The 20,231-nt window shown below is 63.6% G+C and carries 20 protein-coding genes; 10 read left to right on the forward strand and 10 right to left on the reverse strand.

What is annotated here, in order from left to right; genetic code table 11:
- The first annotated feature begins 536 nt into the window (after positions 1–536).
- Together AB0O52_RS10810 and AB0O52_RS10815 are read left to right on the forward strand one after the other, a co-directional pair.
- Entirely contained in the window at positions 537–2,273 is a 1,737-nt protein-coding gene (locus AB0O52_RS10810; RefSeq protein ID WP_364537372.1) for a CocE/NonD family hydrolase, read from the forward strand.
- Between the two features lie 580 nt (positions 2,274–2,853).
- A complete protein-coding gene (locus AB0O52_RS10815) occupies positions 2,854–3,522 on the forward strand; it encodes a transposase (protein WP_364537447.1) in 669 nt (222 codons plus the stop codon).
- A 512-nt stretch (positions 3,523–4,034) separates the two neighbouring features.
- Here AB0O52_RS10815 and AB0O52_RS10820 read toward each other — a convergent pair.
- On the reverse strand, positions 4,035–4,373 hold the full coding sequence (locus AB0O52_RS10820) for a carboxymuconolactone decarboxylase family protein (RefSeq protein ID WP_364537375.1): 339 nt from the start codon (positions 4,371–4,373) through the stop codon (positions 4,035–4,037).
- Positions 4,374–4,503: 130 nt separating this feature from the next.
- Here AB0O52_RS10820 and AB0O52_RS10825 point away from each other — a divergent pair, with 130 nt between their 5' ends.
- The 5 genes from AB0O52_RS10825 (at position 4,504) to AB0O52_RS10845 (ending at position 8,907) form a co-directional block, all read left to right on the forward strand.
- Positions 4,504–5,400 carry a helix-turn-helix transcriptional regulator gene (locus AB0O52_RS10825; RefSeq protein WP_364537378.1) on the forward strand — a complete coding sequence of 299 codons (897 nt, stop codon included), beginning with the start codon at positions 4,504–4,506 and terminating at the stop codon, positions 5,398–5,400.
- A gap of 2 nt (positions 5,401–5,402) precedes the next feature.
- On the forward strand, positions 5,403–6,389 hold the full coding sequence (locus AB0O52_RS10830) for an aldo/keto reductase (RefSeq protein ID WP_364537381.1): 987 nt from the start codon (positions 5,403–5,405) through the stop codon (positions 6,387–6,389).
- 22 nt (positions 6,390–6,411) lie between these two features.
- Positions 6,412–6,846, forward strand: coding sequence for a cupin domain-containing protein (locus tag AB0O52_RS10835; protein WP_364537383.1), 435 nt, complete (start codon positions 6,412–6,414; stop codon positions 6,844–6,846).
- Positions 6,843–7,202 (forward strand): hypothetical protein, encoded by a 360-nt coding sequence (locus tag AB0O52_RS10840; protein WP_364537385.1) that lies wholly within the window; start codon positions 6,843–6,845, stop codon positions 7,200–7,202. Before AB0O52_RS10835 ends, AB0O52_RS10840 begins: the two co-directional genes overlap by 4 nt.
- Positions 7,203–7,728: 526 nt before the next feature.
- Positions 7,729–8,907 (forward strand): HIRAN domain-containing protein, encoded by a 1,179-nt coding sequence (locus tag AB0O52_RS10845; RefSeq protein WP_364537387.1) that lies wholly within the window; start codon positions 7,729–7,731, stop codon positions 8,905–8,907.
- Positions 8,908–9,219: 312 nt separating this feature from the next.
- Here the strand turns inward: AB0O52_RS10845 and AB0O52_RS10850 are convergent, their stop codons facing one another.
- From AB0O52_RS10850 to AB0O52_RS10860, 3 genes are read right to left on the reverse strand one after another with little or no spacing between them, the layout of a single operon-like run.
- Positions 9,220–9,894, reverse strand: a complete 675-nt coding sequence (locus tag AB0O52_RS10850; protein ID WP_364537389.1) for a tetratricopeptide repeat protein — start codon at positions 9,892–9,894, stop codon at positions 9,220–9,222.
- The gene (locus tag AB0O52_RS10855) at positions 9,836–10,441 is read right to left on the reverse strand and encodes a BTAD domain-containing putative transcriptional regulator (protein ID WP_364537391.1); all 606 of its coding nucleotides are present in this window, start codon (positions 10,439–10,441) and stop codon (positions 9,836–9,838) included. The genes AB0O52_RS10850 and AB0O52_RS10855 overlap by 59 nt, the downstream gene beginning before the upstream one ends.
- Positions 10,419–10,937: a hypothetical protein gene (locus AB0O52_RS10860; protein WP_364537393.1), complete on the reverse strand. Its 519-nt coding sequence runs from the start codon at positions 10,935–10,937 to the stop codon at positions 10,419–10,421. Before AB0O52_RS10860 ends, AB0O52_RS10855 begins: the two co-directional genes overlap by 23 nt.
- Positions 10,938–11,044: 107 nt before the next feature.
- On the opposite strand from AB0O52_RS10860, the gene AB0O52_RS10865 reads away from it, so the two are divergent.
- Both AB0O52_RS10865 and AB0O52_RS10870 read left to right on the forward strand, forming a co-directional pair.
- Positions 11,045–11,701 (forward strand): peroxiredoxin, encoded by a 657-nt coding sequence (locus tag AB0O52_RS10865; protein WP_364537395.1) that lies wholly within the window; start codon positions 11,045–11,047, stop codon positions 11,699–11,701.
- 194 nt (positions 11,702–11,895) lie between these two features.
- A complete protein-coding gene (locus tag AB0O52_RS10870) occupies positions 11,896–12,168 on the forward strand; it encodes a dienelactone hydrolase family protein (RefSeq protein WP_364537397.1) in 273 nt (90 codons plus the stop codon).
- Between the two features lie 3 nt (positions 12,169–12,171).
- Here AB0O52_RS10870 and AB0O52_RS10875 read toward each other — a convergent pair whose 3' ends face one another.
- The 6 genes from AB0O52_RS10875 to AB0O52_RS10900 all read right to left on the reverse strand — a co-directional run bounded on the left by AB0O52_RS10875 (position 12,172) and on the right by AB0O52_RS10900 (position 16,472).
- A complete protein-coding gene (locus AB0O52_RS10875) occupies positions 12,172–12,501 on the reverse strand; it encodes a dienelactone hydrolase family protein (RefSeq protein ID WP_364537399.1) in 330 nt (109 codons plus the stop codon).
- On the reverse strand, positions 12,471–12,824 hold the full coding sequence (locus tag AB0O52_RS10880; RefSeq protein ID WP_364537401.1) for a TraR/DksA C4-type zinc finger protein: 354 nt from the start codon (positions 12,822–12,824) through the stop codon (positions 12,471–12,473). The genes AB0O52_RS10875 and AB0O52_RS10880 overlap by 31 nt, the downstream gene beginning before the upstream one ends.
- A gap of 164 nt (positions 12,825–12,988) precedes the next feature.
- The gene (locus AB0O52_RS10885; RefSeq protein WP_364537403.1) at positions 12,989–14,047 is read right to left on the reverse strand and encodes an LLM class flavin-dependent oxidoreductase; all 1,059 of its coding nucleotides are present in this window, start codon (positions 14,045–14,047) and stop codon (positions 12,989–12,991) included.
- A 244-nt stretch (positions 14,048–14,291) separates the two neighbouring features.
- A complete protein-coding gene (locus AB0O52_RS10890) occupies positions 14,292–14,846 on the reverse strand; it encodes a DUF6036 family nucleotidyltransferase (protein WP_364537405.1) in 555 nt (184 codons plus the stop codon).
- Positions 14,843–15,454 (reverse strand): type II toxin-antitoxin system Y4mF family antitoxin, encoded by a 612-nt coding sequence (locus tag AB0O52_RS10895; protein ID WP_364537407.1) that lies wholly within the window; start codon positions 15,452–15,454, stop codon positions 14,843–14,845. Before AB0O52_RS10895 ends, AB0O52_RS10890 begins: the two co-directional genes overlap by 4 nt.
- Positions 15,455–15,938: 484 nt before the next feature.
- Complete coding sequence (locus tag AB0O52_RS10900; RefSeq protein WP_364537409.1) at positions 15,939–16,472, reverse strand: hypothetical protein; 534 nt, start codon at positions 16,470–16,472, stop codon at positions 15,939–15,941.
- 329 nt (positions 16,473–16,801) lie between these two features.
- Between AB0O52_RS10900 and fdh the strand changes: the two genes are divergently transcribed.
- Positions 16,802–20,137 carry a formate dehydrogenase gene (gene fdh, locus AB0O52_RS10905; protein WP_364537411.1) on the forward strand — a complete coding sequence of 1,112 codons (3,336 nt, stop codon included), beginning with the start codon at positions 16,802–16,804 and terminating at the stop codon, positions 20,135–20,137.
- The last annotated feature ends 94 nt before the right edge of the window (positions 20,138–20,231 follow it).

A 20,231-nucleotide genomic window follows, 5' to 3' on the forward strand; every position in this document is an offset into this window, starting at 1 on the left:
GCCGAAGTCCGTGGTGGTCGGGTCCGGGATGGCCAAGCGTCAGCGCGTTGAGTGTTGATTCAACGCAGGGGTCATGTCCGGGACAACCGATACGGGTGTGGCCGTAGTCCGTTGCGGGACCGCCGCACTTCTTCCAGGCCGTAGTTGCATTAAGCGGACAGATAGAATCCGCTCATGCGGCGAAACGCAAGGGCTCAATGGCAAGCCCCGCCAGGCAATCTGATCTGCCTGCAAGGTCGCGGTCGCCGGATTCACGCTGGTCGTCTGGATTTGCAAGCAAATACACCCGTTCATCTGCCATCCAGCAACGTTTTCAGCGGAACTCCCAGCCGATCTCGGTCGCGGGCGGCCAGATACCAAGTACTGGTTGGCAAAATGTCTCCAACCTGAAGGAAGAATGCGCTACGATACGATCAGGCATCGATTCGTACCGTAAACCGTACTCTTTGATTGAGATTCACAGAGTCCGCGCGTACGAACCGGGCTGGGCGCCCTGCCACCAATCGGGGCCGGGCATGTTCTCAATGAGGAGACGTATGAAGCACTTATATGAACCGAATGTCGCTATGAAGACCCGGGACGGCGTGACACTGGTGGCAGATGTGTGGCGCCCTTTGGAGGGTCAGGCACCGACGCTGCTGGTCCGTACCCCGTACGACAGGCGGGCGACTTTCCACTTCGGCAGCGAGAATAGCATTGCACCCTCGCTGATGCAGCTGGTGAATGCCGGGTACGCGGTGGTCATCCAGGACGCACGGGGAACTGGCACCTCCGAGGGAGTTTTCGAGCCAAAGGTCAATGAGGTCGAGGACGGTCAGGACACCGTCGCGTGGCTGCTTGAGCAAAGCTGGTCCGATGGAGCTGTGGCCATGTATGGAGCCTCTTACCTCGGGATGGTCCAGTGGGCGCTGGCAACCAATGAAACCCCGGGGCTTCGTGCAATCGCTCCTACCGCTGCAGCCGCTGACTGGTATTCGAACTTGTGGTACTCGCAAGGTGGTGCGATGTCGCTCAGCCTGGATACGATGTGGAACGCGTTGATGTACACTGCGGAGGAGAAGCGGAACCTGACCTTGGGTGTGAGCCAGGACCCGACCGCGCTGGCCCGCATCGGGGCCTCGCTTCTTAATCCATTGGCGCTCAACGACGCCACGCCGCTCGCTGATCTGCCGGTCCACGGCACGGGCCGCTGGTTCGACGATTGGATCGCTCACCCGGACTTCGACGAGTACTGGACAGGTCAGGACTGGTCCATTCCGGAGTTCATGTCGAAGGTAACCGTGCCGGTCCTCTCGATCGGCGGCTGGTACGACTTGAAGATCAACGGGACAGTCGAAGGGTTTATCGGCGTTCGGACGCTGGGCGGCTCCGAAGAGGCCCGCGAAAAGTCTCGTCTGCTCATCGGCCCCTGGGATCACGGGGGCTTCACTGGCCGATATGCGGATCGGCATTTCGGCATCCTCGCCGAAACCGACATCTCCACCGAGCACATCGCCTTCTTCGATGAACACGTCCGGGGCATCAGCCCGGCAACACCTGCGCCACGGGTGAGGCTCTTCGTGATGGGTATCGACCAGTGGCGTGACGAGGTCGATTGGCCTCTACCCGACACCCGATACACCGACTACTTTTTGAACAGCGCCGGCTCAGCAGTAACGCGACACGGGGATGGCTCGCTGGGAGTCGCCGCACCCACGGCGGATTCGCTCGACCAGTTCATCTACGACCCCCGCAACCCCGTCCCCACCGCCGGCGGAGCACTGCTCCCTGCGGAGCCAGGGCTGATCGGCCCCGTGGATCAGTCGGTTGTCGATGGGCGCGAAGACATTCTCTGTTACACCACTCCAGTCCTCGATGAACCCCTTGAGGTGACCGGTCATGTCGAACTGAAGGTGTTCGTATCTTCCAGCGCGGTGGACACGGACATCACGGCGAAGCTGGTGGACGTCTTCCCGGACGGCCGAGCCTTCAACCTCTGCGACGGGATGCTGCGCCTCCGCTACCGGGAAGACCTCTCCCAGCCGGCACCGCTCACCCCGGGCGAGGTCTACGAAGTCACCGTGAAACTGGGTGTCACGTCGAACGTCTTCCTGCCCGGGCACCGCCTGCGCTTGGACATCTCGAGCAGCAACTTCCCCCGGTTCGACCGCAACACCAACACGGGCGGCTTCATCTCGGGCGAGTCCATCGACGAAGCGATCGTGGCCACGAACCGCATTCACCACGGCCCTGCACAGCCCAGCCGGCTGACCCTCCCGATCATCGCACGCTAAGAAAAGCAACCCTGCGGACCAGCCCCTGATTCCTGGCACTGTCCGAGGCCGCCCTGACCAACCTCCGCGCAGAAGGTTGATCAGGGCGGATCTGGCGCCAGAGGGAACACTAACGCACGCTTTTCGCCCACCAGGCGAGAACAGGCTGCACGCTCCCAGGTGGGCGGGTGTGCCCGCCTGCTCGACACGAGGCTCCGGCGCGTCCTCAAGGAGAATTCGAGTCAATCTCAGCCCCCGATTATGAACCACGCACGTGATCTGGGCCCTACCCGTGGAACCGACTGGCGAACGCCCGTCTGGCCAGTGGGCGTGGCTTGCGCCGGCTCCCCAACCGCCCACTCTCATGGGCGACGGCTATGTGGATCCACGAACATCCTCGGGTGACCAACTGTGCTTGCCCGGGGGCCAGGAATGGAATGAGTACACCGAGTCTTCCAGCGGTCAGGCTTTCCAGATGCCGAACGGCGTTGGATTATTCACCAGCGGGAATGTCTGAATAGCGGTGGATTCAGGGTTGGCCTGACACGCCGGGCAGCGTGCCTGGCGGGGAGGACTGACTGTGAGCGAAACACTGGGTCCCATGGCGACTGATGTGGATCAGCACGAGTTGGCGCAGCAGCTTCTGGCCCAGGCCAGGGAGCAGGGAATTGGGCTCGTCGGACCCGACGGGCTGTTGAACCGACAAACGAAAAACGTCCTTGAAACCGCCCTGGAGGCGGATATGGAGGACCACCTTGGTTACGAGAAGCACGATGCGGGCGGGCGCGGGAGCGGAAATTCATGCAACGGCACACGCACGAAGACGGTGCTGACGGAGATCGGGCCGGTAGAGATCGATGTGCCGCGGGACACTGGTTCGACGTTCGAGCCGCAGATCATCAAGAAACGGCAGCGGCGCCTGACCGGGGTGGACGAGATCGTGTTGTCGCTGAGCGCGAAGGGGCTCACGACCGGGGAAATCGCAGCCCACTTCGATGATGTCTACGGCGCGAGAGTTTCGAAGGACACGATCTCCCGGATCGCTGAAGGGGTCATTTGCAGCACGAACGCCATCGAATCGCTCAACGCCCGCTACCGGCGCTCGGTCCGGGCCAGAGGTCACTTCCCGACGGAGCAGGCAGCCCTGAAGTGCCTTTACCTGGCAACCAGGGCACTGGACCGCGCCGGTATAGGCAGGGCACTATGGGCCATGCGATGGAAGCCGGCCCTCAACGCCTTCGCCATCACCTTCGAAGGAAGAATCAACTAAATGCCAATCCCGAATCCACCGTTAAACGAACAGTCCCCGGCGGACAGGTCAGATCCAGCAATTCAGCTGTTGGTGAGGGTGATGTCGTCGAGGTACATCCAGGTGTCGTCGGCGGGGCTGGAGCCGTCGGGTGGACGTTGAACCAGAGGGTGATGGTCTGGCCTTTGTAGGCGGAGAGGTCGGCGGTGAGCTGGGTCCAGGTGCCGTTGTTGTTGCAGAGTTTGAACAGGCTGGCCAGGGTGGTGCCGGTGGTGGTGCGGGGTTGTGCTTCCGTCCAGCATGATCGGCCGGTGTGACCGTGACCCCGGACCACACCGCCTGGAGCAGTGGGTCGACGGCCAGCAAGGTCCCTCGGGAGCAGATCAGAAAGCCCGCAATGCCGAGCCAGCACAGGACCGGACCGCCCGGATTGCCGAACGCTTGGGCTGGAAGTGGAACCGTCGGCGGAGCCATGGCCTGCCAGATCGCCACGCAACGCGTCCAGCCCTGGTCCTACAAACAGCGGTGAATCCTCAGTTCTCTTCCTCGATGATGCCCTTGAATACGTTTATCGCGCCCATACCGTTGGGCCAGCCGGAGTAGAACGCCAGGTGCAGGAGGGCCTCCTTCAGCTCGTCCGCGGTGATTCCGTTCTGGCGGGCGAAGCCGAGGTGGAATTTCAGCTGGTCCATCTTGCCCAGGGCGGTCAGCGCCGCGACGGTGATCAGGCTGCGATCGCGTTTGTTCAGGTCCGTGCGTTCCCAGACCTCGTCGAAGAGGACTTTGTCGGTGTAATGGACCATTCCGGGCGCGAAGTCGCCGAAGGCGTTCTTTCCACCGCTCCAGCCGGTGTTCTGTTCTTTGGTGCTCATGGTCTTACTCTTTCGTGGTTGATTGGACGAGTCCAGTCCATCGCAAAGCCGGCCGGGGGAGGGAGTCTCCAGTGAAGGGTGTACTAGTGGGGACTCCCTCCGAAGCGGTCGCCGAAATAGCGTTGTCTGCATGGATACCAGAGACGAAGCACGGGAGTTCCTCATGTCCCGTCGGGCCAATCTCAGCCCCGAGCAGGCCGGACTTGCGGTCTCGGGGCACCGTCGAGTGGCGGGCTTGAGGCGGGGCGAGGTCGCGATGCTCGCGGACGTGAGCCCGGAGTACTACGCCAAGATCGAGCGGGGGAACCTCCTAGGAGTGTCAGACTCTGTGCTGGAGTCGGTGGCACGAGCTCTGCAGCTCGACGATGCCGAGCGCGAGCACCTTTTTGATCTCGCGCGAGCGGCAAACGGTGGCGCGCAGCCCGTGCGCCGGCGCAAGCCGAAGACGTGGGTGGCCCGGGATAGCCTGACACGAGCGCTGGACGTCATCGTGAACGGCCCGGCATTCGTACGCAACGGGCGGTTGGACATCCTGGCGACCAATGCCCTGGGCCGCGCATTCTACGATGAAGTCTTTGACGGGCCCGGGGAGGGGAACCTTGCCCGTTATTGCTTCCTCGACGAGCGCGCCAAGTCCTTCTACCCGGACTGGGAAGCGGCCGCAGACGTCACCGTGGCGATCTTGCGCACGGAGGCCGGTCATGATCCTCGTGACAAGCAGTTGCATGACCTTGTCGGTGAACTCTCCACCTGCAGCGATGCGTTCCGTAGGCGGTGGGGTGCGCACAACGTCCGCCGCCACGGCTCGGGTACAAAGGATTTTCACCACCACGAGGTCGGCGACCTCACCCTGACGTATGAGGGTTTGGAGCTTACTGCCGAGCCGGGGCTTTCGTTCCTCATTTACACCGCAGAGTCCGGTTCGCCGAGCGAGCAACGGCTCCAGCTGTTGGCCAGCCTCGCCGCCACTGTGACCGCGTGGCCGTCGCGCCACGTGCTTGATGACACGACTACTACGAAGGACTGATCATGCACATCAGAACACTTGGCCAGGGCCTTGAGGTCTCGGCGATCGGGCTCGGCGCAATGGGTATGTCCCAGAGCTACGGACCGAACCCCGGCGATCGCGACGAGATGATTTCTGTGCTTCGCTCGGCCGTCGATGAGGGCGTGACGTTTTTCGACACGGCCGAGGTCTACGGGCCGTACGTCAACGAGGAGCTCGTCGGTGAGGCGCTTGAGCCGATCCGCGACCGGGTCGTGATTGCCACCAAGTTCGGCTGGGACATCCAGGATGGACACAGTGTCGGGCTGGACAGCCGGCCAGAGCAGATCCGACGCGTCGCCGAGGCGTCGTTGAAACGGTTGCGTACGGATGTGATCGACTTGTTCTATCAGCATCGCGTCGATCCCGACGTGCCGATTGAAGATGTCGCCGGTGCTGTCGGCGAGCTGATCGCCGAAGGCAAGGTGAAGCACTTCGGCCTCTCCGAGGCCTCCGCCGCCACGATCCGCGCCGCTCATGCCGTGCACCCGGTCACCGCGGTCCAGAGCGAGTACTCGCTCTGGACACGGGATCCCGAGGCGGAGGTGCTGCCGACCCTGGCAGAGCTCGGCATCGGCTTCGTACCGTTCAGCCCCCTCGGCAAGGGCTTCCTTACCGGCACCGTGGACGCATCCACCGCCTTCGCCGAGGGCGACATCCGTCGGCGTGTTCCGCGGTTCCAGGCCGAGAATCTCGCCGCGAACCAGAAACTCGTTGACCACGTCAAGAGCCTGGCCGAGGCAAAGGGCTCGACGCCGGGCCAGATCGCCTTGGCCTGGTTGCTGGCGCAGCAGCCGTGGATCGTACCGATTCCCGGCACTCGACGTACCGAGCGCATCCGGGAGAATGCGACGGCCACGCAGCTTGCCCTCTCCGCGGACGAGCGCGCCGACCTCGACAGCCTCGCCCGGCGCATCGGAATACGCGGCGACCGCTACAACGCCGAGCACATGGCGTACGTCAACCACTGATCGCAGCAGAAGGACAACCTCCATGACTGACAATGAATTCGAGCAGATCTTCCCGCTCGGAGCTTCCAACGACGCCTTCGCGCAGTACTTCATCGGCCAGAGCTACCGGGCCCCGCTGGCTGGCGGGAAGGTTCCCGTCAGCAATGTCTCCTTCGAGCCAGGATGCCGGAACAACTGGCACATCCACCACGGCACCGATGGCGGCGGTGACCAGATCCTGCTCTGCACGGCGGGCAGCGGCTGGTACCAGGCCGAGGGCCAGGACCCCGTGAGCCTGGAGCCGGGAACGGTGATCCACGTCCCGGCCGGGACGAAACACTGGCACGGCGCGAAGGTCGACTCGTGGTTCTCCCACCTGGCCTTCATCACTCCGAGCGAGAACGTCAGCAACGAATGGCTCGAGCCCGTCACTGACGAGGTGTACGGAGAACTGCAGAAGAACGGAGAGAAGGCATGAGCATCCTGAACGAGAGTTACAACCTGGCCAACGGCGTCGAGATTCCCAAGCTCGGCCTGGGCACCTGGTTCATCGACGACGACAAGGTATCGCCCATCGCCCACGGGGAAATCCTGAAGAAGGCCGAGGTCTGGGCGATGGCGGGTAAGTACGGGGTGACGGTGCCGCAGCTGTGCATCCGGTACACGCTGCAGCTGGGTGCGGTGTCGCTGCCGAAGACCGCGAACCCCGAGCACATGCGTTCCAACACCGAGGTCGACTTTGTCATCGCCGGTGGCGACATGGCCGCCCTGCGCGAGCTGCAGTACGTGGACTACGGTGAGCACGCCGCTTTCCCGGTATACAGCGGTAAGTGACAAAGGAGGACGAAGTAGCACGACCGCGTGGGCCGTGCAGCAGCTGTTATCGACGATGACGCCTACGTCGGCGCGTACAACGGGACCGCTCCCGGCTGGCACAGCTAACCTATGACGCAAAGGGCTGGGCGGATCCGCGCCGGCCAGCCCGGTGTCGAAAACGAAGTCGCCTAACTCCCGTCGGTCTCATTCAGTTCGGATAACCCGGATTCACGACTCCATGGAGCTTAGAATCTCCCGTACGGGGGAAACTGCTTCCTCGTGATTTCCTATTTTGGGGGTGCGCATTGGGGTTCCGTTACCGCAAGTCGAAGAGCTTCGGGCCTGTGAGGATCACGGCGTCCAAGCGCGGGGTGAGCGCGAGTGTTGGAGCAGGTCCGTTCCGGGTGACGAAGTCGACCACAGGCCGTACTACGAGCACGGTCAGGATCCCTGGAACGGGAGTCTCATATGTGACTACCAACTCAACCACAGGTCGACCCGGAGGTCCGGCGCTCCGGCGTCCCAACCGACTCGTCGCCAAGTCGTGCGCCAGATCATCAGCGATGAGGCCTGGCGGGAGCTCCTCGCTCCCGATGGAACGGCCCCGGCGTCGAAGTTTCAGCGCGATTTCGTTCGCGCCGCCGTTGCTCGGGCAACGGGAAAGCGCCCGAGCCTGATGCACCTGACCTTGGGACAGGCCGCACGGGTCCTGGAACGTGCCGGTCAGAGCCCGGCTAAGCTCACCACGGGCGGCCGCGGTGTTCCGGGGCTGGAGAAGGCCGGGACGTATGTGCAGTGGACTTTGTTCGGGATGCTGGTGCTGATTGTGACGGTATCCTCGCCCGCAGGGTTCCTGCTGGCCGGGCTGATGTTCCTGCTGCGGAAGCGGCGCCGTGACAGGCAGGCCTGGGAGGACGCGACCTGGGTATCGAGGCCAGTCATCGGCGGGCAACCAATCGCAGGTCCCGGTTCCCTTATTGCGGAACCGGCGCATCAGTCCGTGCCACACCACCTCGCTGTTGAAGGGCAGACACCAGTTTCGCCGGTCATCCGGCCCGTTTCTTCAAGCCAGCTGTACCGCGTGTCGCTCGGCCGTCCGGAATGGCCGAACGTCGAAGTCGTGGGCGAGCACGCGTACAGTCCGGGGATCAAAGCCGCGCTCCGCGCCAGTAAAGCGCCGACCGCTCTTCGGAGCGACAGTGAAGCTTCAGGCGTCCAGGTCGAACTTGTGGCCGAACCGGATAACCCCTACGACGTGAATGCCATCAGCGTCCGGTGGCGGAACCAGGTCCTCGGCTATCTCAGTCGCGAAGACGCGATCCGCTACGCGCAACCCGTCAGGAGAATTATTGCCAGCGGGCTCGCTGCGGCTACGACGGCCCGCATCTGGGCGTACGACGGCGGCGACCGGCTCCAAGCCCGGGTCACCGTTGCCCTGCCGGAGCCGGAGCTGATCGCCCCGCTCAACCAACCCCCGGCGGGCGTCGGCACTCTTGTCCCGTGGGGATCTGCGATTCAAGTCCTGAAGGAAGAGAAACATTTCGACATCCTTTGCAACCACGTGCCGCCTGAAGGGGTCGGCCTCCTACTGGTCAGCCTCCACAAGGTGGCCCGCACTCTCAAGAACGGTACGGAGCGTCCATTTGTCGAAGTCCGGCTGGACGGCGAACGCGTCGGTGAGCTCAGCAACGTCACCTCCGCACATCTCTTGCCGCTTCTATAGCACACCGAGACTGTCGGTGAAACCGCCCTCGCTTACGCAAAAATCACCGGCTCAGCCCTCGCTGCCCAGCTCGTCCTGCACGCCGCCAAGGCCACCGAGATCGGCAACGACTGGCTATCCGACGGGCCGCACCCCGCACCGCGGCTCCTCCCATGGGCCACGGGATATGACGTTCCGCACGCTTACTCCGCCTAGGCGGTGCGTCCGAACGAAGGTCCTCCGCGCCGCCGGGCTCAGGGCTACCGCCTCCCGAACACCTCCTAGGGGCGGTAGGCCTCGCCTAACAGTTGGATACGTTGCACTGAATACCGCCTAGCCGGCAAGAGATTTCCGGGTCGTCGTTAGCGATCTCTGTGCTGCTCGTGCGAGGCAGCGTTGCTCGTCTTGGCGCCTGCCGAGTTGGGCGAAACTATCCGCCGCCTCCCGAAACAGGGCGATGGCTTGATTCTCCTGACCCTCCGCGCGGCGCAGGACGGCTCGTGCTTCCCAGAGTGCGGCGTGCCTTGGTCCGCCAGGCCACATGCCGGCGAGCTGTTCGGCCTGGGCGAGACGGCGGCCGCTGGCGTCCAGCTTACCCGCCAGTGCGTAACTCCTCGTTGCGGCGACTTGATAACCCATCGAGCACGGCGGACAGACGCTCCTACCGGCCAGAGCAGCGTCGGCTCGCTCGATGATGTGGACCGCTTGCGCCGGAGAACTGGCTGCCTCAGCGAGCACCCCGTACAGGCGTACAACCAGGTGTGGCTCAAGCCACGTGGACGCGGCGGCAGGCAAAGCGCGACTGGCTGCCCGAGCGGCCTCCTCGGTCCGATCCTGCGTGAGGTCAACCTCAGCCAGTCGTTGCAGTGTCACGATCTCGCCGGACCGGGCCCCGGCCCGCCGGTGCAGCTCGAGCGCCGACTGGAGCAGGCTGCGCGCGTCGCCGAGTTCACCGGAGAACAGTACCGCTTCGCCCAGTAACAGGTCGGCGATGGCCTGACCGCGCACCGAGCCTGCTCGCTCGGCGATGGTGCGCAGACGCTTTACTCGCCGCGCAAAGTTCCGATGCCCGTCCGGCCAGGCAGAACTCCGCGATACACAACTGAGCGTCGAGAATGTAGCCTGAGCGCTCGGAATCGTGTCGTGTGAATTCCACGAACTCGGCCTCGAACATCTCGGGCCATCGGTTCTGCATGTTCGCCGCGATCGCCAGCACTGCGCTAGCCTCGCCGATCTCTCGGCCTAGGTTCGCTACCATGGCCAGCTCGCGCGCATGCCGGGCGTATGAGGTGGCTTCGGAGAGGTCGCCGCTGTTCAGGGCGATGAGTGCTCGCGCCAACGTCGCCCGCGTACGGTTCTCCGCACGCCGGCTGTCCTCGGCGATGGCCTCCTCGTAGATCGCGACCGTCGCCGCCCCTGGGCCGACGCCCAAGTCTGCCCGCAAATGCCGACAGAGTCGCTCGAACTGGCGGATCGCGCCCTGACGATCACCGGCGCCGAGTGCGCGAACCATGATCGCCCGGTGGGCGTCCTCATCTGTTGGCTCGGCCTGCACCACCTCGTCCCACCGAGCTGCGGCCTTGAGCAAACTCAGGTAAGCGTGCGCAGCCGATCGCGGGATCCTCGGCCCACACGGCGAATCGATCATCAGGAAGCAAGTCTCCTCCATACAAGGCGAGCGCCTTGGACGTCCCCGCAGATGAGGCGAGCGCGTCACGCGCGCTCGCTTCGAACCGTTCCGCGTCAATGGAGACCTCGGCGTCGGGCAGTAGAAACAGCAAGTCGCCGCGCGCTTGCACAGCCTCGGACGAGCCGAGGGCAGCGCGAGCAAAATGTATTGCCTTGCGTAGGTTCGAAGCAGCAGCTTGTGCGCTGAGATCGGGCCAGAGCAGATCGGCGACGACATCCCTATGCAGCCGGTGCCCTTCCGCGAGTGCGAGGATCTTGACGGGCCCTGCGGCCTTGGTGCGATTCCATGCCTCCGCTGGAACAGTCCGGCCGTCAACAACGACACGGAAGGTGCCCAGCATGACGACGGCGCACGTCTTCATGCCCTCATGGTAGTCGGGGGAACGGTGGGGGAACAGGGGCGCCGTAGCGTGAGAAGTGACGGGGAGCCAATTGGCCGTCGTCACATCACAATACTCAGGAGGACACGATGGGACTGCAACTCGGTGAGATCGCACCCGATTTCTCCGCCAAGACGACAGCCGGAGACATCCGCTTCCATGACTGGCTCGGTGACGCGTGGGGGTTGCTGTTCTCGCACCCGAAGGACTTCACCCCGGTCTGCACGACCGAGCTCGGCTACATGGCCAAGATCAAGCCCGAGTTCGACCGGCGCGGAGTCAAGATCATCGGCTTGTCCGTGGACTCGACAGCTGATCACGAACGGTGGGGCGCCGATATCGAAGAAACGCAGGGGACTCGCCCCAATTACCCCGTGATCGGCGACGAGGACTACACGGTGGCGAAGCTTTACGGCATGCTCCCGGCAACCACGTCAGGGGACGCCAAGAGCCGCACGCCCGCGGACAACCAGACCGTCCGCAACGTGTTCGTCATCGCGCCGGACAAGAAGATCAAGCTGATCCTCGTCTACCCCATGACGACCGGACGCAACTTCGACGAAGTACTTCGCGTCGTTGACTCGCTTCAGCTCACTGCGAAGCACCGGGTGGCGACGCCGGTCAACTGGAAGCAGGGCGAGGACGTGATCATCGCCGGCTCCGTCCCGAACAACGAGGCCCGGGAGATCTTTGGCGATTGGAAGGAGCCCAAGCCGTGCATTCGAATCGTTCCGCAGCCGGTGTGATCGCGCATAAGACAGGACACTGACTTGACCTTGGACCAGCCTCCGCTGGCTGGCCGGTCGAATGCCGTTGGGGGACCGCTTGCCGTCAGTGTGTTGTTTCGTCTTCATGGATGCTGCTCGATCAGCGTTGGACCGGGAAGGCGCCGTGACTTGTGCCCAACCGGTGAAAAACTTGTGCCGCCGAACGTCCGCAAGTGCCAATCCGGCTTCGGGCGGCGACCGGGGTCAGCCTTTCAGATAGCCCGCATCTGAAGCTTGGCAATGCACGGGCCCGGTTCGTATTCGGCCACGCGGACAATGACCGCAGCATGGCACCGCACGCCGTCGCTCGGCTCGGCGAAGCCTTACAGGCCGCAGGGCTTGAGGCGTCAAACGAAATCTATGCAGGGGCGCCGCGCGGCTACACCATGGCAGACACCTCCGCCTTCAACCCGGCGGCCACCGAGCGGCACTTCCAGGAGCTGTAGGCTCTACTCGACACAACGTCCGCGTGGGACGTGGCGGTGCGGACGGCAAGCGCGGACACCCACGCATTGATCATGCATTGATGTCCTGCAGCGCCTTTCCGGTGTCAGGCGGCCAACCCGGGGGAAGGCAGCCTGGCCCGCCGCTTCCCTGCCTTCCTGGGCGGAGATGTCCACGGCCGGGGCGAGCTCGGCCACTGATCCTTCACGGTAGAAAACGTTCGGCGCCAGCACGACGTAGCCCCAGTCGGCGATGCTCTGGGCCATCTCCTGGAACGAGTCGCGGGAGGGGTATTCGCCTTGGCTTAGCTCCGACCGGATGCGTGCTCTATGCAATACGGAGTCCAAGGCCTTGCCTCCAGGCGCCCCTCCGCGATGGGCTTGCCGCACACGGCGCACAGTCCGTAATTCCCGTTGGCAATTCGCAGCAAAGCGGCCTCGATCTGTTCCAGGCCCACCCGGCTCTGCTCCATGAGTGCGGAAGCCTGGGAAAGTTCGAAGGCGATCGTGCTCCCTTCCGGATCGTGTTCGTCATCGACGTTCGCGTCCTGCCTGGCGACGTTTACCGAAGTGATGTCCCCACGGAGGGCTCTCAAGAGCGCAACCTTGCGGTCACGTTCCTCCTGAAGGAGTACTTGGAATCGCTTCGCATCGACCATGGGACGAAAGGCTACCGCACAGTTGAGCTCCTAGGTGGTTGTCGTAGTTCGGGTCCGTAGTGCTTAAGATCCGGCGCGGGGTGTCGGTGTTTGGGATCCGGTGTCGGGCAGGGGTGGTTTCACATGCACCTGCCCGACGTGTGGCCGATTGTAGGCCGCGACGCCTACTGCGGGTCGCGCCGGACTTCAGCTGGAACCCATCCCAGGGCTGGACCGAGTTTGCTGGCTATGTCGGTGAGGATCTGGATGTAATCCTCATGGTCGAAGCTGAAGGGCAGCGCAAACGCCACCTCGTCGACTTCCTGAAATCCTGCGTGTGCGTATAGCTGTTCGGCGATCTCGTCGCTGGTACCGATCAGGTCCGCGGCGAACAGCATGCCTCTTGCCCCCTGCGGCGCCCGTGTGCGGGGAGTGCGTTCTTCAACATACCGCTGGTATTTCGCCCGCTGACCCGGCGAAGCCGAATCTGTTGGGATCACCACCAGGCCCTGCGACACACGGGCCTGTCCGTGCGCCTGGGCGGACGTTTCAGCGGCTTCACGGAAGGCACGAATCTGTGACTGCTGGATTCGGGCAAAGTCGGGTTCCTGATCCGCTTCCGGAAAGATGACGCTGCTGGAGAGCAGATTGAAGCCGTTTGCCCCGGCCCAGACGGCCGACTTCCTGCTGGCCGCCCCATACCAAAGGCGATCCCGGAGCCCGGCAGAGTGCGGCTCGACCCGGTTGGAGAATTCCTCCACTACACCCTGCCTGCCGGAAAAGTCCCGCACCTTTTCCCCCGCGATCAGACGGGCAAATCGGTTCAGGCGCCCGTAGCTGAAATCCTCCAACTCGGAGGAATCCGGGTACAGCTCGTGTTTCACTGTGTCGTAGTGCATTGGTTCGCCCACGCTCAGCCCCGGATTGATGCGTCCCCCGGCGAGCAGATCCACGGTGGCCAGGTCTTCGGCCAGGCGCAGGGGGTTTTCCCAGCCCAGCGGGGTTACGGCGGTTCCAAGCTCAATCCGTGAGGTGCGCTGGCTGGCGGCGGCCAACATCGCGACGGGGGAGGAGATGCCGAACTGCAGATGACGGTGCCGCAGCCACGCGCTGTCGAATCCGAGGCCTTCGCCAAGTTCGATGATCTGCAAAGTGGATTCGTGGCCCGAGGCGGGATCCGCCGGATCGAACAGGCCGATAGTGAGGAATCCAAGTTTGCGCAAGGGACGTGAGGTGTCGGGCATGGCTTCCTTCAGGATCGGATACGGCTGATCTCAGAATATGCGCCGGGACTTGCAGGTTCTTCTGTCAATGGCGGGAGGTTACCCTTCGTGTCGGCTGAGGTGAGCGGTGCCACGTCGCCGGCATCGAACGCCTGCCGGAGATGGAGCTCCCCCACAGGGGTGCCCGAGAAGCGTCTCCGGACGAAACCGGCCGGTCATGATTCGTGAATGCAGGATGCAACAACTCGTGGAACTTGCTGGGAATCTATTCGTCGGGTTCGAGGGTGGTGACGGTGTCGAGGGCGTCGTCGACGACGATGAGGTAGTTGTACCTGCCTGCGGCGAGGGGGATGGAGTGCTCGCCGTATTTGTCGTACGCGAGGTCGACGGCGTCGTTCGCGTTCGTGATGTTGAGCCTGCGGAGGAGCCGGGCGATGTCGGGGGAGTCCTTGTCCCGTTCGGCGGCGATCTTCATTGCTAGGAGCGTTTCGGTGTCCGCTGCCTGGATGGTGAGACCGCCCAGTTCTTCCAGGGTCACCCAGGTGGCGTTGTCGGGGACGAACGCCGCTGCGTTGGAATTCAGCCAATCGGGCGCAAGATCGTAGTCAGCTGCCATTTCCGTGACGACGGCGTTGACAGCGGCGGGGTCGCCGTAGCTGGCGTCGATGTCGGCGGTGGGGCGGTTGCCGATTCCTTGCAGGATCAGCGCGGCACCACCGACGAGCTTGATGTCACTTTGAACATCTTGGGCCTGCAGGCGCCTGCCGAGTTCATGGAGGAGTGCGCGGATTTGATCAGCGCTGAGTTCCCCGCCGCTCATGCGGTGGCCAGGCTGCGTTCGCGGATGAAGACGTTGAGGGCGGCGAGTTCGGCCGGTGTTTCGGACATGGTGAGTTTCTTCATGGGTTCCCTGACGGTCCGGTAGGACTCGGCAGGCATCCATCCTTCGTTGAGGGCTTTGACGCGTCTGGTCCAGGACGGGGCGGGTTGACCGAGCCGGTGCGCGGTGTAGTTGGTGATCCCGGCCAGTGCGGCGGACCAGTGCGGGTCCTTGAGCCGGGGGCTGCGCTGGAGCAACGGCCGTCCCGCTTTGAGGGATGCTGTGGCGTAGTCGGCGAGCATCTTGATGGCGAACTCGAAATCCCGTGCGCTGATCAGCTGGGTAAACGTTTCGGCGTAGTCCCGCCGTGCGGGGTCGTAGTCGCTGCCGCGGGGCATAGAGTCGGAGGCGGTTAGCGAGAGCCCGAGGGTGTGGAGGACGGCCATGGTCTTGCCGAGTTCGGCCCGTTCGTGGCCGGCTTCGAGATCAACGATGAACTTCCGTGAAACCCCGGCGGACTCCGCGAGTGACTGTTGCGAGAGCCCGCGCTCCTGGCGCCGCGCGCGGATGATCGCGCCGGCAGCTGCGGGCGTGTCGATGCTGGCCATGTTCGTCAAACGTCCTCCTTCGCCATTTCATTATGTCACCGAGTGGTGACAGCAGTGGCATGTCGGACTTGTCCATAAACGAACTATGTTGCTTGATGCGTTGGTACTATCGGGCATGGACATGAACCGGCCTCTTCCAGAAGACAGCATCCGTCGGCTGGGTCAGTCGGCCGATGAGGCGCACACGTCCAAACCGGACGGTGCCCGGCAAAGGTCCGAGCTGAACCCTCATCGTCACGGCCTCCGTCCTGATGTCAGTGCTGGCTTGAACTTCGTACTATGCCACGATGCTGGGTTGTTGAAGCGCCTTGAGGCGGCCTGAGTTCGCGGCTTGGTCCGACTCCGCAACGGAATGGTGAAAGAGGCATCGTGGCGGCGGAGTCATTAGAGGAACCCGTACAGCGTGGAGCGCCCGTGCGGACGGCAGCCGGAACACTCGCATTTTTCCCGCAGTTGATTCCACGCTCGGCAGGGCTTTCAGACGTCAGCGGAAACCTTTGAGCACGTTTTTGGGCCGCTGCATCTCGCCGTGCTTCGCTCCGAGCACGATGACCCACGCGGCGAACGCCGGAATGGCGAACTGCAGCAACTTCAACTGTTTCTGCGCTGTCCGAAGCTCCTCCGATGCCCCCGCCCGGGGCTCGGTGGCACCGTGGGCGCCTTCGTTTGCCATCTTCTCGACCTTCTTGCCGAGGGTGCCCGCATACAGCGTCACGGCCGCGCCAGCCAGAGTGACTGCGGTCTTGTATATGGTATTGACGCCCACGCCGTCCTGCTTGGCAATCCGGCCCTTGTTCTCCCACGCGATGGCCAGGTCGGCAATAAGATGCGTGGCAAAGGCCGCCGTCTGAACCGGCGCCCATTTCATCCAGCCGAGGCTCGAAAGTCTGGTGCGTTCGGCAGGATCCCTGGCTTCAGCCGCGGCTCCGTTCAGGCCGATGGCACCCATCAGAGAGCCGCCGAACCAGGCGGCCGCGGACAGATCGTGAACAGAGCGGGCCAGTAGATTTCCTGCCATGATGTGCTTCCTAACGTGAGGATCGAACATGAAGTGGGGATCGGAGGGAGCCGAAGGGCGGAACCTGCGCCTCCGGTGCAGCGGGGTGGAGGGAGTGCAACCTCACGCCTGAGAACATAGTAAGCACACTTATAAATTGAGGGGTAGTCCCGACCGTGGCGGCGCATCCGCTGCCGCCGGCATCTGGTTTCGTTTTCTCCGGACGCCCACGCCTGCTTCGCCCCTCCAGCGTGAACCTTGCCACTGAATCGCGGCGCTACTGAATCGCGGCGATGACGCGCCCGACTTTGTACTGTCACTCCCGCCGTGCTTTGGGTTATGCTCCTGAAATGGCACCGCGAAGTTTTCTTCAATGGCCGGTCATCCGGCAGGTGAGCACGGGCGACCTGCTGGGCCGTGGGCCGTCGGTAACCTCGGCCAAGACAAGAGCAATAGCGCCCCGGACCGCCACTGCCGACCGCGTTGTGCAGAGCGTGTGCCCTTACTGTGCCGTCGGTTGTGGGCAGCGTGTTTACGTCAAGGACGAGAAGGTTGTCCAGATCGAGGGCGATCCGGATTCACCCATTTCCCGCGGCCGGCTCTGCCCCAAGGGATCTGCCAGCGAGCAGTTGGTCAACTCGCCTGGCCGGCAGACTAAAGTTCTCTACCGTGCGCCGCGTTCCACCGAATGGCAACACCTGGACCTGGCTACGGCAGTCGAAATGGTCGCGGACCGGTTCATCGATACGCGCCGCAGGACGTGGCAGCAGGAAGACGACCAGGGGCGGCAGCTGCGCCGCACGATGGGCATAGCTTCGTTGGGCGGCGCCACCTTGGACAACGAAGAGAACTACCTGATAAAGAAGCTCTTCACGGCCGCAGGGGCGGTGCAGACCGAGAATCAGGCCCGTATATGACACTCCGCCACGGTTCCCAGTTTGGGAGCCTCGTTTGGACGCGGTGGTGCTACGCAGTCACTGCAGGATATGGCCAACGCCGACTGCATCGTCATTCAGGGTTCCAACATGGCCGAGTGCCATCCCGTGGGGTACCAGTGGGTGGCGGAGGCTAAGGCCCGCGGAGCGAAGGTTATCCATATCGACCCCCGGTTCACGCGTACGTCAGCGGTCGCGGATAAGCACATTCCCATTCGGGCGGGCTCTGACGTTGTGCTCTTGGGCGCGCTCATCAACTACGTGATCACCCACGACCTCTGGTTCAAGGAGTACGTCGGCGCGTACACCAACGCCGCCACGCTGGTCCATGACGATTTCCGCGACGCCGAGGATCTGGGCGGGCTGTTCTCCGGCTTCGATCCGGAGAAGGGCGCCTATGACACGTCCTCCTGGGCCTATGCGGCGAAGGATGATGGGGCCATCGGTGAGCCGGGGCCCGGTTCGGAACACGGCGCAGACGCAACGGGCCGTGCCGCTGGCGACCAGTTCGGCAGCGGCGGTCCGGCCTTGGAGCATGCGGAAGTGCAGCGTGACGATACGCTGCAGGACCCCCGGACCGTTTTCCAAGTCGTGAAGCGGCATTACTCTCGCTACACCGCGGAGATGGTCCAGGACATGTGCGGCATCGACGTCGCGGACTTCGAGTATCTGGCCCGTTCCATTACGGAAAACTCGGGGCGCGACCGGACAACCTGTTTCGCCTACGCTGTCGGCTGGACCCAGCACTCTTTGGGAGCGCAGTTCATCCGGGCGGCCGCCATTCTGCAGCTTCTGCTTGGAAACGTGGGACGCCCCGGCGGCGGAATCATGGCTCTGCGCGGCCACGCCAGCATCCAGGGTTCCACGGACATTCCGACCCTGTTCAACCTGCTGCCCGGTTATCTGCCAATGCCCAGCGCCGGCCGCCATGACACCCTCGATGAATATCTGGCAGCAATTGGGTCCAAGAAGCAGAAGGGTTATTGGGCTGACGCCGACGCTTACACCATCAGCCTGCTCAAGGCCTGGTGGGGTGACGCTGCGCGCCCGGAAAACGACTGGGCCTACGACTACCTTCCGAGGTTGACCGGCGCGCACGGTACATACGAGACGGTGATGGGCATGCTTGCGGACGAAGTCGAGGGCTACTTCCTTCTCGGACAGAATCCTGCAGTGGGTTCGGCTCACGGACGGATGCAACGTCTGGCCATGTCGCATCTGAAGTGGCTGGTAGTGCGTGACTTGAACCTCATCGAATCGGCCACCTGGTGGAAGGATGGTCCGGAGATCGAATCCGGGGAGCTGCGCACCGAGGACATCGAGACCGAGGTGTTCTTCCTGCCGGCGGCAACCCACGTGGAAAAGGCCGGCTCGTTCACGCAGACGCAACGCCTGCTGCAGTGGCGGCACCAGGCGGTCGCGCCGCCAGGGGAGTGCCAAAGCGAATTGCAGTTCTTCTTTGAACTGGGTCAGCGGATCCGGGAGAAGCTGGCCGGTTCCGAGGACGAGCGCGACCGTCCGCTGCTCGACCTGACCTGGGACTATCCCACGGACGAACACGGCGAGCCCGATGGCGAGGCGGTGCTTGCCGAGATCAACGGACGTCGCCTTGCAGGCCCTGATGCCGGCAAACCACTCTCCGCGTATACGGAGCTGCGCGCTGACGGCTCCACGTCGGCCGGCTGTTGGATCTACACCGGTGTGTACGCTGACGGCATCAACCATGCCGCCGACCGTAAGCCGGGCCGTGAGCAGGGACCCGCGGCTTCGGAATGGGGCTGGGCCTGGCCGGCCAACCGCCGGATCCTCTATAACCGGGCGTCGGCCGACCCGGCAGGTAACCCATGGAGCGAGCGGAAGAAATATGTCTGGTGGGACGGGGAGCAGGGGCGATGGGTCGGAGACGATGTGCCGGACTTCCCGGTTGATCGGGCACCAGGCAGCCATCCCGACCCTTCTCTCGGTGGTGCGGCCGCGCTCAGCGGAGATGATCCATTCATCATGCAGGCCGACGGTAAGGGCTGGTTGTTCGCGCCGAAGGGACTCGTGGACGGGCCCCTTCCCACCCACTACGAGCCTCAGGAATCTCCGGTGGCAAACGCGCTCTACCCACAGCAGCAGAGCCCGGCGCGGCTGTTCTTCGCCCGCGCGGATAACCTGAGCGCGCCAAGCGCCGGTACCAGTGGCGTAGAGGTCTATCCGTATGTCTTCACCACGTACCGGCTCACGGAGCACCATACGGCCGGAGGGATGAGCCGCTGGTTGCCGTACCTGTCGGAGCTGCAACCGGAAATGTTCTGCGAGGTCTCGCCCGAATTGGCTGCTGAGCGCGGTCTTGAACCCTACGGGTGGGCAACGATCATTTCGGCCCGGTCCGCCATCGAAGCGAAGGTGCTTGTCACTGAACGGATGACGCCTTTGGCAATCGGCGGTCACACGGTGCATCAGATCGGGCTGCCATACCACTGGGGAGTGGGGAGCAATGCTGTCGTCAGCGGCGACGCTGCCAACGATTTGCTGGGCGTGACGCTGGACCCCAACGTTCAGATCCAGGAATCCAAGGTGGCCTCCTGCGACATTCGTCCAGGCCGCCGGCCGCGCGGGAAGGAGCTGCTTGCGTTGGTTGCCGAATACCAGGCGCGCGCCGGAGTGACCATCGAGACCGGGAACCGCGCAGTCACCGATCCGGGAGCCGAAGGCGTTGATCCCGACGCCGGTATGCGCGGCCGGGACGATGGTGAGCAACGCTGATGAACCCGGCCGCTACCGCCACCACCGAAGCACGTATTGCCCCGTCCGGACTGCAGCTGCCTAACGGCAGTGTTCCGGGTATCGACACAATGTT

This window comes from Arthrobacter sp. NPDC080073 (assembly GCF_040686575.1).
Lineage (GTDB): Bacteria > Actinomycetota > Actinomycetes > Actinomycetales > Micrococcaceae > Arthrobacter.